This window comes from Pseudomonas sp. TE21394 (genome assembly GCF_054057835.1).
In genome coordinates this window covers 1,891,826-1,906,044 of the sequence record NZ_JBSRZR010000001.1, presented here as the reverse complement: position 1 = coordinate 1,906,044, position 14,219 = coordinate 1,891,826, and the positions used below count along the sequence as shown (strand labels likewise).

The window sequence follows — 14,219 nt, the reverse complement described above, 5'->3', positions numbered from 1 at the left end:
GTTAAACCGCGGCAGCGCCGCCGACGATTTCCGAGATCTCCTGGGTGATCGCAGCCTGACGCGCCTTGTTGTAGATCAGCTGGAGTTCGCTGATCAAATCACCGGCGTTGTCTGTGGCGTTCTTCATGGCGATCATCCGGGCCGCTTGTTCAGCAGCGTTGTTCTCGACCACCGCCTGGTACACCTGCGACTCCACGTAACGCACCATCAAGCCGTCCAGCAGCTCTTTTGCGTCGGGTTCGTACAGGTAGTCCCAGTGATGCTTGAGATCCTGATCCGGGGTTGCCACCAACGGTACCAATTGCTCGACCGTCGGTTTTTGGGTCATGGTGTTGATGAACTTGTTCGAAACCACCGAGAGGCGATCGATGCGGCCGTCCAGGTAGGCGTCCAGCATCACTTTGACGGAGCCGATCAGATCGTTGATCGATGGCTCTTCGCCCAAGTGGCTGATCGCGGCTACGACGTTGCCGCCAAAGTTGCGGAAGAATGCCGCACCCTTGCTGCCGATCACGCACAGGTCGATTTCAACGCCCTGTTCGCGGTTTTCGTTCATGTCCTTGACCAGGGCCTTGAACAGGTTGGTGTTCAAGCCACCGCACAGACCACGGTCACTGCTCACCACGATATAACCGGCGCGCTTTACAGGGCGCTCGATCATGAACGGGTGGCGGTATTCCGGGTTGGCGTTGGCCAGATGACCGATCACCTGGCGGATACGCTCCGCGTAGGGACGGCTAGCAGCCATGCGCAGTTGTGCCTTGCGCATTTTGCTGACCGCCACTTTTTCCATGGCGCTGGTAATTTTTTGCGTGCTTTTGATGCTCGCAATCTTACTGCGGATCTCTTTTGCGCCTGCCATGTATCACCTATCAGGTTAGCAAGCGGGGGCCAGGGCCCCCGCTGCGGCTTACCAGGTCTGGGTGGCCTTGAACTTCTCGATACCAGCTTTCATGCCAGCATCGATTTCGTCGTTGAAGTCACCCTTCACGTTGATCTTGGCCATCAGTTCGGCGTGATCACGGTTGAAGTAGGCGATCAGAGCTTGCTCGAAGCTGCCGACCTTGGAGACTTCTACGTCGGTCAGGAAGCCACGCTCAGCGGCGTACAGCGACAGGGCCATGTCCGCGATGGACATTGGCGCGTACTGCTTCTGCTTCATCAGCTCGGTAACGCGCTGACCATGCTCCAGCTGCTTGCGGGTCGCTTCGTCCAGATCAGAAGCGAACTGGGCGAATGCAGCCAGTTCACGGTACTGAGCCAGAGCGGTACGGATACCACCGGACAGCTTCTTGATGATCTTGGTCTGAGCGGCACCACCTACGCGGGATACCGAAACACCGGCGTTAACTGCAGGACGGATGCCCGAGTTGAACATGGCCGATTCCAGGAAGATCTGACCGTCGGTGATGGAAATCACGTTGGTCGGAACGAACGCGGAAACGTCGCCAGCCTGGGTTTCGATGATCGGCAGGGCGGTCAGGGAACCGGTCTTGCCAGTGACTGCGCCGTTGGTGAACTTCTCGACGTATTCTTCCGAAACGCGCGATGCACGCTCCAGCAGACGGGAGTGGAGATAGAACACGTCACCTGGGTAGGCTTCACGTCCTGGCGGACGGCGCAGCAGCAGGGAGATCTGACGGTAGGCAACAGCCTGCTTGGACAGGTCATCGTATACGATCAGGGCGTCTTCACCGCGGTCACGGAAGTATTCGCCCATGGTGCAGCCGGCGTAAGGCGCCAGGAACTGCAGCGCGGCCGATTCCGAGGCGCTGGCGGCAACAACGATGGTGTTGGCCAGGGCGCCGGCTTCTTCCAGCTTGCGCACAACGTTGGCAATGGTCGACTGCTTCTGGCCTACGGCCACGTATACGCAGAAGATGCCGCTGTTTTTCTGGTTGATGATCGCGTCGACCGCCATGGCAGTCTTACCGATCTGACGGTCACCGATGATCAGCTCGCGCTGGCCACGGCCAACCGGGATCATGGCGTCAACCGACTTGTAGCCAGTCTGTACAGGCTGGTCTACCGACTTACGCCAGATCACACCCGGAGCGACCTTTTCGACCGCGTCGGTTTCGGTGGTGGCCAGAGGACCTTTGCCATCGATCGGGTTACCCAGAGCGTCGACGACGCGGCCCAGCAGGCCTTTGCCGACCGGAACTTCCAGGATGCGACCGGTGCACTTGGCGCTCATGCCCTCGGCGAGGGAGGTGTACGCACCCAGTACCACCGCACCAACGGAGTCTTGCTCCAGGTTCAGTGCCATACCGTATACGCCGCCCGGGAACTCGATCATTTCGCCGTACATAGCGTCGGCCAGACCGTGGATCCGTACGATACCGTCGGAAACGCTTACGACGGTACCTTCGTTACGGGCTTGGGAGCCGACATCGAGCTTCTCGATGCGACCCTTGATGATTTCACTAATTTCGGAAGGATTGAGTTGCTGCATTGCTCTGCTGCCCCTTCAAACTCAAGATTTCAATGCTTCGGCCAGTTTCGCGATCTTGCCGCGAACCGAGCCATCGATTACCAGGTCGCCGGCGCGGATGACGACGCCGCCGATCAGGCTGGCATCCTCCGACGCGTGCAGGCGCACTTCCCGGCTGAGCCGTGCACTGAGAACCTTGGCGAGTTTGTCTTGCTGTTCTTGGTTCAACGCAAAAGCACTGGTGACTTCCACGTCCACGGATTTCTCTTGCTCGGCCTTGTACAGGTCGAACAGGGCGGCAATCTCCGGCAGGAGCAGGAGACGGTCGTTTTCCGCGGCAACATGAATGAAATTCTGTGCCTGTGCATCGAACTTGTCACCGCACACTTCAATGAATGCGGCGGCCTTTTCTGCGCTTGTCAGTCGCGGGGCCTTGAGCAGGCGCTGCATGGTGTCGTCTTCCGACACCGCAGCAGCCAGGCCGAGCATGGCTGACCAATTGGCCAGTTGCTGATGGGCCTGGGCATGCTCAAAGGCAGCCTTAGCGTAAGGTCGGGCCAACGTGGTCAGTTCTGCCATGATCGCCCTCGCTTAAATTTCAGCGGCCAGTTTGTTAACCAGCTCCGCATGCGCGTTTTGATCGATTGTGGCGCCAAGGATCTTTTCAGCACCGCCAACAGCCAGGGCACCCACTTGGGCACGCAGGGCGTCTTTGACGCTGTTCAGTTCCTGTTCGATCTCGGCTTGAGCCTGAGCCTTCACACGGTCAGCTTCGACGCGAGCCTGTTCACGGGCCTCCTCGACAAGCTGAGCAGCGCGTTTCTTGCTTTGCTCAATGATTTCGGCTGCCTGTGCCTTTGCTTCACGCAGTTGCTGACCCGCTTTCTCTTGGGCCAGCTCCAGGTCGCGAGCTGCGCGGTTGGCAGCGTCCAAGCCGTCGGCAATCTTCTTTTGGCGCTCTTGCAGGGCAGTGATGACCGGAGGCCATACATACTTCATGCAGAAGAGTACAAAAATCAGAAAAGCAACGGATTGGCCAATCAGGGTTGCATTAATGTTCACGCCAACACCTCGCTCGGTCTTTGTCCATCACACCAATCAACTCGTGGAAACGAGTGATTAGCCGGCGATCTGACCAACGAAGGGGTTCGCGAAGGTGAAGAACAGAGCGATACCAACACCGATCATGGTTACGGCGTCGAGCAGACCGGCAACGATGAACATTTTGACCTGCAGCATCGGAACCATCTCAGGCTGACGAGCAGCGCCTTCCAGGAACTTGCCGCCCAGCAGGCCGAAACCAATGGCGGTACCCAGAGCACCCAGGCCGATCAGCAGAGCAACAGCGATAGCGGTCAGACCAACTACAGTTTCCATCTTTCCTCCCGACTTTTACGTCGTATTGGTTAGGTTTTTAGTTTGAAGCGGTAAAACAAATCGTTTGGTACAGCATGCCCTTGCGGACTTTTTAAGCCCTCCCCCCAAACGAGCGGGGAAGGCTATCAGACACGCCAGGCGGTCTTAATGGTTATCTTCGTGAGCCATCGACAGGTAGACGATGGTAAGCATCATGAAGATGAAGGCTTGCAGGGTGATGATCAGGATGTGGAACACAGCCCACGCCCACTGCAGCACCACACCCAGGCCGCTGAGCCACAGGATGCCGGCGCCGAACATCACGGCGATCAGGATGAACACCAGTTCGCCGGCGTACATGTTGCCGAACAGACGCAGTGCCAGCGAGATCGGCTTGGCGATCAGGGTGACGAATTCCAGCAGGAAGTTGACCGGAATCAGCAGGATCTGCACGAAGATGTTCTTGCTGCCGAACGGGTGCAGGGTCAGCTCACCGATGAAGCCACCCAGGCCCTTGACCTTGATGCTGTAGAAGATGATCAGGGCGAACACGCAGAAGGCCATGGCCAGGGTCGCGTTCGGGTCGGTGGTCGACACGGCGCGGAACGGGATGTGCGGATCACCGGAGATCAGGATGGCCAGCTGAGGAATCCAGTCGACCGGTACCAGGTCGATGGCGTTCATCAGGAACACCCAGACGAAAATGGTCAGCGCCAGCGGGGCGATTACCGGGCTACGGCCGTGGAAGGAGTCCTTCACGCTGCCGTTGACGAAATCCACCAGCACTTCAACGAAGTTCTGCAAGCCGCCAGGTTGGCCGGAAGTCGCCTTCCGGGCCGCCATGCGGAAGATGAACAGGAAGATCAGACCCAGCGCGACGGACCAACCCAGGGTGTCCAGGTGGAACGCCCAGAAGCCCATTGCCTTGGCTTCTGCAGCCGAATGGGCGAAGCCCCAGCTGCCGTCTGGTAGTTGACCGTAGGTCAGGTTCTGCAAGTGGTGCTGGATATAGCCCGAAGCGGTTTCTGCTGCCATGGTTGCCTCAAACGCCCTAAGGTCTCGAAAGTCTTTTATTCATCAGCAGGGGCGCGAACCAGCTGACCAAAAGGGTCAGCACGAAGACGCCGAATACTGCTAGCGGCGCCAATGGTTTCACTCCTGCGAAGGTCAGTGCAAAAAGCACTGCCGTCAAAATCATCTTGCCTGCCTCGCCAGCGTAAAACGACTTGACGATGGCTTGTGCCGCCCGTGCTCCGCTGAAGCGAAAAGCCTTCCAGGCGAAATACACATTGGGTAGCCAGGCAATCAAGCCTCCGCAAAGGCCTGAATATCCACTGACCGCCCCTTTCCACTGCCACAACACCAAGGTTGCCAGCAGCAGTACGACAAATTGAGCCAGCAGTACCGGAAAAACCGCCCAGCGATGGAAAGGCAGGCGGTTTGGCGTGCGGATTTCCATCACAACTGCTCCTCGGAAGTCGACCAACAAGTCAGCTATGACTTGGCATAATTTGTGCCGACAAAATGCGCGCAGAGTATAGGGGTGGATTAACCCCTATTCAACTCTTCGTAGTGATTTCCGGTTGCACGCTACAACAGGAATTGTTTCAGCGGATGTGAGCAAGCACGCCTTGCAACTCGTCAAGCGAGTTGTAGCGAATAACCAGCTGGCCTTTGCCCTTGTTGCCATGGCGAATCTGCACCGCCGAGCCCAGGCGCTCTGCGAGACGCTGTTCAAGGCGCGCGATATCCGGATCAGGTTTGCTCGGTTCGACCGGATCAGGCTTGTCGCTGAGCCACTGACGAACCAGTGCCTCGGTTTGGCGCACGGTGAGGCCACGTGCGACAACATGACGCGCCCCCTCTTCCTGACGATGTTCTTCCAACCCGAGCAGTGCACGTGCGTGGCCCATCTCCAGGTCACCATGGGCAAGCATGGTCTTGATCGCATCAGGCAGGGTGATCAGGCGCAGCAGGTTGGCCACGGTTACCCGCGACTTGCCCACGGCGTCGGCCACCTGTTGCTGAGTGAGCTCGAACTCCTGCTGCAGGCGCTGCAGTGCCAGGGCTTCCTCCAGCGGGTTGAGGTCTTCACGCTGGATATTCTCGATCAGCGCCATGGCGATGGCAGCTTCGTCGGGCACTTCGCGGACCATGGCCGGAATCTTGTCCAGCCCAGCCTGCTGGGTAGCACGCCAGCGACGCTCACCGGCGATGATCTCGTAGCGGTCGTCACCAATCGGGCGCACCACGATCGGCTGCATCACGCCATGGTTGCGAATCGAATGCGCAAGCTCTTCCAGCGCCTCAGGGTCCATGTCCCGGCGCGGCTGGTACTTGCCACGCTGGATCAGCTCGACGGGCAGGTTTTGCAGTTCTTTCTGGTCGACCTTCACAGCCTGCTCTTCGAGCGCGCTGACGGAAGGACCACTGAGCAGTGCATCCAACCCACGTCCGAGACCCCGTTTCTTGACGGCCATACGGATTCCTTAAGTTGTTTGTGCAGTGCGGGATTGACGGCGTTGGCGGCGGACCAGTTCCCCGGCCAGGGCCAGATAGGCCAGCGCGCCGCGAGATTGCTTGTCGTAGGCCAGGGCCGGCATGCCGAAGCTGGGGGCTTCGGCCAGGCGAATGTTGCGCGGAATGACCGTGTCGTAAAGCTGCGGTCCAAAGTGTTCCTTCAGCTGCGCCGAGACATCGTTGTTCAGGCTCAGACGCGGGTCGTACATGGTCCGCAACAGACCTTCGATCTTCAGTTCGGGGTTCAACCGGGCAGCAATGCGCTTGATGTTATCCACAAGGTCGCTGAGACCTTCCAGCGCATAGTATTCGCATTGCATCGGGATGATCACGCCATCCGAGGCGACCAAGGCGTTGAGCGTCAGCATCGACAACGACGGCGGGCAGTCGATGAGGATGTAGTCGTAGTTGTCGCGGATGGGTGCCAGGGCGTTGCGCAGGCGGCTTTCCTTGACCTGCATTTCCAGAAGCACCACTTCGGCGGCGGTCAGGTCACGGTTTGCCGGCAACAACTGGAAACCACCGTGTTCGGAGTAATGCATGGCCTGGGCCAGGTCGCATTCCCCGATCAACAGGTCGTAGACCGAGTGCTCGAGCTCGTGCTTGTCCACACCGCTGCCCATGGTGGCGTTGCCTTGCGGATCGAGGTCGATCAGCAGCACACGACGCTTGGTTGCGGCCAGCGAGGCAGCGAGATTGATACAGGTGGTGGTCTTGCCTACACCACCTTTCTGGTTCGCGATTGCGAATACCTTAGCCATTGTTGCGTGTGTTCCCAGTCATGCCTTGCGGCGCAGTATCAGCAGATGGCGCTGGCCCTGGCAACCCGGAACGGTCAGGGCCTGCTCGCTTTCCACTGTGAAGTCTGCGGGCAATGCTACCAGTTCATCGGCAGGATGCAGCCCCTTCATTGCAAGCCATTGCGTCCCGGTGTCGCCCAGGTGGCGGGTCCAGTTGGTGAAGTTGTCCATGCTGCTGAACGCGCGGGAAATGATCCCGTCGAACGGTGGTGCCGGCTGGAAGGCCTCGACCCGGCTGTGGATAACCGTGAGGTTGTCCAGCTTGAGTTCCATTTTCACCTGGGTCAGAAAGCGCGTCTTCTTGCCATTGGCATCCAGCACCGTCACCCGTTTGTGTGGATGCAGGATAGCCAACGGAATGCCAGGCATACCGCCGCCACTGCCGACATCCAGCCAGTTGCCACGTTCGCTGTGGATAAACGGCATGACGCTGAGGCTATCGAGCAGATGACGCGACACCATTTCGTCAGGGTCGCGGACGGCGGTCAGATTGTAGGCTTTGTTCCATTTGATCAACAGGGCCAGGTAGCCGAGCAGTTTTGCATGATGCTCGGCACTCAGCTCGACACCGAGCTGGCGCGCACCTGTGGACAACTCTTCAGCGTGTTGCGGGGTGACCAGGGAACTCAAGCGCTTTGCTCCAATTCGCGGCCAGCGCCGCGTTTCTTCAAGTGAATCAGCAACAGGGAGATCGCTGCCGGGGTTACCCCAGGGATACGCGACGCCTGGCCCAGGGTTTCCGGACGGGTCTGGCCCAGCTTGCCCTGAATTTCCTTGGACAGGCCGGAAATGCTCGAGTAATCGATATCCACAGGCAGGCGCGTGTCTTCGCTGGCACGCAGGCGAGCGATTTCATCCTGCTGGCGATCGATATAGCCGGCGTACTTGGTGCGGATCTCGACCTGTTCGGCGACCTGTGGATCGATCGCTTCACCGCCAGTCGCCTCGATCAGCCCGGCGTAGTCGATTTCCGGGCGGGCCAGCAGGTTGAGCAGACTGTATTCGTGGCTGAGTGGGGTACCGAACTTATCCACAATGGCCTGGCCTTGTTCGGTATTTGGCCGTACCCAGGTCGATTTCAGGCGTTGTTCCTCACGCTCGATGCCGTCGCGCTTGGCGCAGAAGGCGGCCCAGCGCTGGTCGTCGATCAGGCCAAGTTCACGGCCCTTTTCGGTCAGACGCAAGTCGGCGTTGTCCTCACGCAGGATCAAGCGGTACTCGGCACGTGATGTGAACATGCGGTACGGCTCCTGGGTACCCAGGGTGATCAGGTCGTCGACCAGTACACCGATGTAGGCCTCGTCGCGACGCGGGCACCAGCTTTCACGGCCCTGCGCCCGCAGGGCGGCGTTGGTACCGGCCAGCAGGCCCTGGGCGCCGGCTTCTTCGTAACCGGTGGTGCCGTTGATCTGGCCAGCGAAGAACAGGCCGCCGATGACTTTGGTCTCGAGGCTGTACTTGAGGTCACGCGGGTCGAAGTAGTCGTACTCGATGGCATAGCCTGGGCGCACGATGTGGGCGTTTTCCATGCCGCGGATCGAACGCACCAGTTCCAGCTGCACGTCGAACGGCAGCGAAGTGGAAATACCGTTGGGGTACAGCTCATGGGTGGTCAGGCCTTCCGGCTCGATGAACACCTGGTGGCTTTCCTTGTCGGCGAAGCGGTGGATCTTGTCTTCGATCGACGGGCAGTAGCGCGGGCCGACCCCTTCGATCACACCCGAGTACATCGGCGAACGGTCGAGGTTCGAGGCAATGATCTCGTGGGTGCGGGCATTGGTATGGGTAATCCAGCAGCTCACTTGGCGCGGATGCATTTCGGCATTGCCCATGAACGACATCACCGGGATCGGCGTATCGCCCGGCTGTTCGGTCATGACCGAAAAGTCCACCGAACGGCCGTCGATGCGTGGCGGAGTACCGGTTTTCAGGCGGCCAACGCGCAGCGGTAGTTCACGCATCCGGTGGGCCAGGGCGATCGAAGGCGGATCACCGGCGCGACCGCCGGAATGGTTCTGCAGGCCTATGTGGATAAGACCGCCGAGGAAGGTACCGGTGGTCAGTACCACCGAGTCGGCGAAGAAACGCAGGCCCATCTGGGTAACAACGCCTTTGACCTGATCCTGTTCGACGATCAGGTCGTCGCAGGATTGCTGGAATATCCACAGGTTTGGCTGGTTTTCCAGAATTTCACGTACCACTGCCTTGTAGATGGCGCGGTCGGCCTGTGCACGGGTAGCGCGTACGGCCGGGCCCTTGCGGTTGTTCAGGACACGGAACTGGATGCCGCTCTTGTCGGTGGCCAACGCCATGGCGCCACCGAGCGCATCGATCTCTTTGACCAGATGGCTTTTGCCAATACCGCCAATGGCGGGGTTGCAGCTCATGTGACCGAGGGTTTCCACGTTATGGGTCAGCAGCAGGGTTTTCACACCCATGCGTGCTGACGCAAGCGCAGCCTCGGTACCGGCATGGCCGCCGCCGATGACGATCACTTCAAAACGGGAAGGGAAATCCACCACGCACCTCGTGCCTGTTTTTGCGAATAGAGAAGGTAAGCCGACAAGTATAGGGACTTAACCCCCTTTAAAGAAACCGTCTGAGCAAATTTTGACCAGTCTGTGGATGAGTGGCAGACAACAGAAATCAAAGAGGAGAAATTTAAAAAAGCTTTGTTTTTATGTTTATTCTTATGCACAGCCCTATCTGTGGATAAACGGCTACGGGCCTTTATTCACGCAGCATAGAGAGAAATTAAACCCTGTGGCTGGAGCGCCCTGAGGGCTATGGATAACGTGATTTAGCCTGTGGATTAAAAGGCACTTTACCCACAGGCGGGTTTGTCCTCAGAAAAACAGCCTGCTTATCAACGGAGCTGAAGGGGAGTTTTCCACAGGGCTCCTGAGTGAGTATTCCGGGCTGGGTGTGGGAAAATCGAGGAGGTAGCGGCCAGCTCCGGACAAGGTGAAAGCGGGCGAGCCAGCAACAACATCGTTACAGCCGCGGAAAAGCCGGACTTGGCGAGCTCTTCTACGCCGGCATTCCCCGCTCCTGTAAATTCAGGCAAAAAAAACCGCTCCCGAAGGAGCGGCTCTTGGCCTAGCCTGGCTGTGGATTACTTGCCGATGCAGAAGCTGGAGAAAATCCGCCCAAGCAGGTCGTCCGAACTGAATGCCCCGGTTATCTCGCCCAAGGCCTGCTGCGCTTGACGCAGGTCTTCTGCCAGCAGCTCACCTGCACCCGCCAGGGTCAGCTGGGCATGGCCATGCTCCAGATGCTCGCTGGCCTGGCGCAGGGCCTCCAGATGGCGCCTACGGGCGCTGAAACCACTTTCGGCGGTCTGCTCATAGCCCATGCAGGCCTTCAGGTGATCACGCAACAGTTGCAACCCTGCGTCGTCGCCTTTGGCGCTGAGGGTTATCGTCACATGGCCGTCATCGCATTGTTCCAGCGCTACCCGCTCACCACTCAGGTCGGCCTTGTTGCGGATCAGCGTGACCTTGGTTGGGTCTGGCCGCTGGTCGAGAAATTCTGGCCACAGTGCGAAGGGATCGCTGGCTTCGGGTGCGGTCGAGTCCACCACCAGCAGAACTCGGTCGGCCTCGCCAATGGCTTTCAGTGCGCGTTCCACACCGATCTTTTCCACATGGTCGTCGGTGTCGCGCAGACCAGCGGTATCGACAACATGCAGCGGCATGCCATCGATGTGGATATGTTCGCGCAGGATGTCCCGGGTGGTACCGGCGATATCGGTGACAATCGCAGCTTCCCGCCCGGCCAGTTGGTTTAGCAGGCTCGATTTACCGGCATTCGGTCGCCCAGCGATGACTACGGTCATGCCCTCACGCAACAAGGCGCCCTGCCCGGCTTCGCGCTGCACTGTGGACAACTCCTGGCGTACCGCATCGAGCATCGACAGGACGTGGCCATCGGCCAGGAAGTCGATCTCCTCCTCAGGGAAGTCGATCGCCGCCTCGACGTAAATACGCAGGGCAATCAACGCTTCGGTCAGGGCATGCACACGCTTAGAGAATTCCCCCTGCAGTGAACGCAGGGCATTGCGTGCCGCCTGGCTTGAGCTGGCCTCGATCAGGTCAGCGATGGCTTCGGCCTGGGCCAGGTCGAGTTTGTCGTTGAGGAACGCGCGCTCGCTGAATTCGCCCGGACGGGCCAAACGGCAGCCAACTTGTACACAGCGCTGCAGCAACATGTCCAGGACCACCGGGCCACCGTGGCCCTGCAGTTCGAGCACATCTTCACCGGTGAACGAATTCGGTCCGGGGAAGAACAGGGCGATCCCTTCGTCCAGCACCATCCCTTCCTCGTCGCGGAACGGGCCATAGTGCGCATGGCGCGGGGTCAGCGTACGGCCGGTTATCAGCTGCCCGGCCTTGGCAGCCAGAGGTCCGGACAACCTGACAATACCGACACCGCCGCGGCCCTGGGCGGTGGCGATGGCGGCGATGGTTTCACGCACAGTGTTCATGCTCGAAAGCCTCTACGACAAAAACGACAGATAGCAAAAACGCCCCACTAGGGGGCGTTTTTTATTCACAGGCTAGCGCAGTAGCCCGTCAAGCAGCAGCTTTTTTGGCGGCTGCTTCGATGCTGCGGGTGATGTACCACTGCTGCGCGATCGACAGGCAGTTGTTCACAACCCAGTACAGCACCAGACCGGCCGGGAACCACAGGAAGAAGAAGGTGAAAATGATCGGCATCATTTTCATCACCTTGGCCTGCATCGGGTCCGGTGGAGTCGGATTCAGGCGCTGCTGGATGAACATGGTGGCGCCCATGATGATCGGCAGGATGAAGAACGGATCCTTGATCGACAGGTCGGTAATCCACAGCATCCACGGCGCCTGGCGCATTTCCACGCTTTCCAGCAGTACCCAGTACAGGGCCAGGAATACCGGCATCTGTACCAGGATCGGCAGGCAGCCGCCCAGCGGGTTGATTTTCTCTTTCTTGTACAGCTCCATCATCGCCTGGGACATCTTCTGGCGGTCATCACCGAAGCGTTCCTTGAGCGCGGCAAGTTTCGGCGCAACAGCACGCATGCGCGCCATCGAACGGTAGCTGGCAGCCGACAGCGGGAAGAACAGGCCCTTGATGAGCATGGTCAGGACGATAATCGACCAGCCCCAGTTACCCAACAGGCTGTGGATATGTTGCAGCAGCCAGAAGATCGGCTGGGCGATGAACCACAGGAAGCCATAATCGACGGTCAGTTCCAGGCCTGGGGACAACTCTTTCAGCTTGGCCTGGATCTTCGGGCCGGCGTACAGCATGGCGCTGGTTTCGACCTTGCCGCCAGCAGGAACGCTGATAGCCGGGCCGGTGTAGCCGATGATGTAGTTGCCTTGGCTGTCCTTGCGGGTCTGAACAACGTTGCTGTCCGACTTGGCCGGAATCCAGGCGGTCACGAAGTAATGCTGCAGCCAGGCGACCCAGCCGCCGGACACATTTTCTTTCAAACTACCTTTGTCGATGTCCTTCATCGAGACCTTTTTGTAAGGCTCGGAAGCAGTCCACAGGGCTGCACCCAGGTAGGTCGCGGTGCCAGTGGCAGTACTTGAAGACGGATCAGAGCTGGCATCACGCTTGAGCTGGGCAAACATGTTGCCGCTCCAGGCCTGGCCGCTCTGGTTGTCGATCAGGTAGCTGACGGTCAGGTCATACTCGCCACGCTTGAAGCTGAAGCGCTTGATGTAGTTGACGCCGTTGTCGCTGAACTTCAGGTCGACCACCAGTTGGTCCTGGCCATCAGCCAACTGGTAGCCCTTCTGCTCGGTCGCGTACAGCGGGCGGCCGGCTGGGCGGGCGTCCGGGCCGTTGACACCGGTCAAGCCGCTTTGTGCCAGGTAGACACGCTCGCCACCGTTATCGAACAGCTGGAACGGAATTTCCGGGTGGTCCTGACGACGTGGAAACTTCGGCAGGTTCAGCTGGACGATGTCACCACCGACCGGATCGATAGCCAGGTCCAGGACATCGGTCTTGACCCGGATCAGGTCCTTGCTAACCGCGACCGGCGCCAGTTCGGCAGCGCTGGTTTCGGCGTTGGCGCTCGGCACATCGGCGCTGGCGCCGGCATTACCGGCCGGTACGCCGTCCGGCAGGCCCGGGGCAACAGTGCTGGCAGCAGTATTCTGAGTCGGCAGGGCAGCCTGGCCGTAGTCCTGGTTCCACTTGAGGACCATGACGTAGGACACGATTGCCAGGGCGACGATCAGGATCGTGCGTTTAATATCCATGATTACTCGGCTATCGAAGAAGTTCGGGAGGAAGGAGCGGGAGGAACGGGATCGAAACCGCCGTCGTTCCACGGATGACAACGCCCCAGGCGACGAACGGCTAGCCACCCACCACGCCAGAGGCCGTGGTTTTCAATGGCTTCATAAGCGTAACAGGAGCAACTGGGGAAAAAACCGACAGTGATTGGCCATCAGAGGACTAATGGCGTAACGGTAAAACTGGATCGGAACGAGGGCCAGTTTACGCATCTTGGCTGTCTACCCCTGCGGAATCGGCGGTTACTGCTGGAGTGGGCCGGCTGCGCGCCAGGCGTTTCCATAGCTTGCCAAAGTGTTGGTGCAATTCCGGGTTTTCTATCTCACCCAATCCCTTGCGCGCGACGATCACTATGTCCAGCCCGGCAAGCAAATGCTGGTGTAGACGAAAGGAATCGCGCATCAAGCGCTTGAGGCGGTTGCGTTGAACGGCGAGCTTGACGCTCTTCTTTCCGATCACCAGGCCTAGGCGTGGGTGATCGAGGCCGTTCTCGCGAGCAAGGATAAGCAGGTTTTTCCCTGGAACCTTGCCGGTTGGGGAGTCGAAGACCGCTTTGAAATGCCGGGGAATAAGCAGTCGCTTTTCCCGACTGAAGTCCTGACTCACCACCTGTGCCGAAAAATCAAATGGCCAGACGCTTACGGCCTTTGGCACGACGACGCGACAGAACAGCGCGGCCGTTCTTGGTAGCCATACGGGCACGGAAGCCGTGGGTGCGCGCGCGCTTGATGGTGCTTGGTTGGAAAGTACGTTTCATGGCGTGTTACCTGGTTTGTCGACGACGGGCCGGGATGGCCCCCTTTTTAAGAGACCGG

General features: G+C 59.1%; 15 protein-coding genes and 1 pseudogene. All 16 read right to left on the bottom strand.

Features of this window, described 5'->3' with window-relative positions; genetic code table 11:
• Position 1: 1 nt before the first annotated feature.
• Positions 2-862 (bottom strand): F0F1 ATP synthase subunit gamma, encoded by an 861-nt coding sequence (atpG, locus tag ACVWZT_RS08830; RefSeq protein ID WP_186671701.1) that lies wholly within the window; start codon positions 860-862, stop codon positions 2-4.
• Positions 863-910: 48 nt separating this feature from the next.
• Entirely contained in the window at positions 911-2,455 is a 1,545-nt protein-coding gene (gene atpA, locus ACVWZT_RS08825) for a F0F1 ATP synthase subunit alpha (RefSeq protein WP_186671700.1), read from the bottom strand.
• A gap of 21 nt (positions 2,456-2,476) precedes the next feature.
• Positions 2,477-3,013: a F0F1 ATP synthase subunit delta gene (locus ACVWZT_RS08820; RefSeq protein ID WP_043214190.1), complete on the bottom strand. Its 537-nt coding sequence runs from the start codon at positions 3,011-3,013 to the stop codon at positions 2,477-2,479.
• 12 nt (positions 3,014-3,025) lie between these two features.
• Positions 3,026-3,496 (bottom strand): F0F1 ATP synthase subunit B, encoded by a 471-nt coding sequence (locus ACVWZT_RS08815; RefSeq protein ID WP_023383136.1) that lies wholly within the window; start codon positions 3,494-3,496, stop codon positions 3,026-3,028.
• A gap of 57 nt (positions 3,497-3,553) precedes the next feature.
• Entirely contained in the window at positions 3,554-3,811 is a 258-nt protein-coding gene (gene atpE, locus ACVWZT_RS08810) for a F0F1 ATP synthase subunit C (RefSeq protein ID WP_003097235.1), read from the bottom strand.
• 144 nt (positions 3,812-3,955) lie between these two features.
• The gene (gene atpB, locus ACVWZT_RS08805) at positions 3,956-4,825 is read right to left on the bottom strand and encodes a F0F1 ATP synthase subunit A (protein ID WP_225779822.1); all 870 of its coding nucleotides are present in this window, start codon (positions 4,823-4,825) and stop codon (positions 3,956-3,958) included.
• 16 nt (positions 4,826-4,841) lie between these two features.
• Positions 4,842-5,249, bottom strand: a complete 408-nt coding sequence (locus ACVWZT_RS08800) for a F0F1 ATP synthase subunit I (RefSeq protein WP_008092225.1) — start codon at positions 5,247-5,249, stop codon at positions 4,842-4,844.
• Positions 5,250-5,397: 148 nt separating this feature from the next.
• Positions 5,398-6,270 carry a ParB/RepB/Spo0J family partition protein gene (locus ACVWZT_RS08795; protein WP_296234942.1) on the bottom strand — a complete coding sequence of 291 codons (873 nt, stop codon included), beginning with the start codon at positions 6,268-6,270 and terminating at the stop codon, positions 5,398-5,400.
• Positions 6,271-6,279: 9 nt separating this feature from the next.
• Positions 6,280-7,071 carry a ParA family protein gene (locus ACVWZT_RS08790; RefSeq protein ID WP_060499722.1) on the bottom strand — a complete coding sequence of 264 codons (792 nt, stop codon included), beginning with the start codon at positions 7,069-7,071 and terminating at the stop codon, positions 6,280-6,282.
• An 18-nt stretch (positions 7,072-7,089) separates the two neighbouring features.
• Positions 7,090-7,740 carry a 16S rRNA (guanine(527)-N(7))-methyltransferase RsmG gene (rsmG, locus tag ACVWZT_RS08785; protein WP_457468987.1) on the bottom strand — a complete coding sequence of 217 codons (651 nt, stop codon included), beginning with the start codon at positions 7,738-7,740 and terminating at the stop codon, positions 7,090-7,092.
• A complete protein-coding gene (gene mnmG / locus ACVWZT_RS08780) occupies positions 7,737-9,629 on the bottom strand; it encodes a tRNA uridine-5-carboxymethylaminomethyl(34) synthesis enzyme MnmG (RefSeq protein ID WP_296234940.1) in 1,893 nt (630 codons plus the stop codon). The genes rsmG and mnmG overlap by 4 nt, the downstream gene beginning before the upstream one ends.
• A gap of 596 nt (positions 9,630-10,225) precedes the next feature.
• Positions 10,226-11,596 carry a tRNA uridine-5-carboxymethylaminomethyl(34) synthesis GTPase MnmE gene (gene mnmE / locus ACVWZT_RS08775; protein ID WP_457468986.1) on the bottom strand — a complete coding sequence of 457 codons (1,371 nt, stop codon included), beginning with the start codon at positions 11,594-11,596 and terminating at the stop codon, positions 10,226-10,228.
• Positions 11,597-11,684: 88 nt separating this feature from the next.
• On the bottom strand, positions 11,685-13,367 hold the full coding sequence (gene yidC / locus ACVWZT_RS08770) for a membrane protein insertase YidC (protein WP_457468985.1): 1,683 nt from the start codon (positions 13,365-13,367) through the stop codon (positions 11,685-11,687).
• A gap of 2 nt (positions 13,368-13,369) precedes the next feature.
• A pseudogene (gene yidD, locus ACVWZT_RS08765) lies at positions 13,370-13,616 on the bottom strand (membrane protein insertion efficiency factor YidD).
• The gene (rnpA, locus tag ACVWZT_RS08760; protein WP_296235036.1) at positions 13,609-14,013 is read right to left on the bottom strand and encodes a ribonuclease P protein component; all 405 of its coding nucleotides are present in this window, start codon (positions 14,011-14,013) and stop codon (positions 13,609-13,611) included. Before rnpA ends, yidD begins: the two are co-directional and overlap by 8 nt.
• 13 nt (positions 14,014-14,026) lie before the next feature.
• Positions 14,027-14,161, bottom strand: a complete 135-nt coding sequence (gene rpmH / locus ACVWZT_RS08755; protein WP_003253163.1) for a 50S ribosomal protein L34 — start codon at positions 14,159-14,161, stop codon at positions 14,027-14,029.
• Positions 14,162-14,219 lie beyond the last annotated feature (58 nt).

Coding starts and splice junctions, on each gene's coding strand:
- ACVWZT_RS08820 (WP_043214190.1), bottom strand. CDS start 3,013: ATGGCAGAACTGACCACGTTGGCCCGACCTTACGCTAAGGCTGCCTTT.
- rpmH (WP_003253163.1), bottom strand. CDS start 14,161: ATGAAACGTACTTTCCAACCAAGCACCATCAAGCGCGCGCGCACCCAC.
- atpE (WP_003097235.1), bottom strand. CDS start 3,811: ATGGAAACTGTAGTTGGTCTGACCGCTATCGCTGTTGCTCTGCTGATC.
- atpB (WP_225779822.1), bottom strand. CDS start 4,825: ATGGCAGCAGAAACCGCTTCGGGCTATATCCAGCACCACTTGCAGAAC.
- mnmE (WP_457468986.1), bottom strand. CDS start 11,596: ATGAACACTGTGCGTGAAACCATCGCCGCCATCGCCACCGCCCAGGGC.
- ACVWZT_RS08795 (WP_296234942.1), bottom strand. CDS start 6,270: ATGGCCGTCAAGAAACGGGGTCTCGGACGTGGGTTGGATGCACTGCTC.
- yidC (WP_457468985.1), bottom strand. CDS start 13,367: ATGGATATTAAACGCACGATCCTGATCGTCGCCCTGGCAATCGTGTCC.
- ACVWZT_RS08800 (WP_008092225.1), bottom strand. CDS start 5,249: ATGGAAATCCGCACGCCAAACCGCCTGCCTTTCCATCGCTGGGCGGTT.
- atpA (WP_186671700.1), bottom strand. CDS start 2,455: ATGCAGCAACTCAATCCTTCCGAAATTAGTGAAATCATCAAGGGTCGC.
- atpG (WP_186671701.1), bottom strand. CDS start 862: ATGGCAGGCGCAAAAGAGATCCGCAGTAAGATTGCGAGCATCAAAAGC.
- ACVWZT_RS08790 (WP_060499722.1), bottom strand. CDS start 7,071: ATGGCTAAGGTATTCGCAATCGCGAACCAGAAAGGTGGTGTAGGCAAG.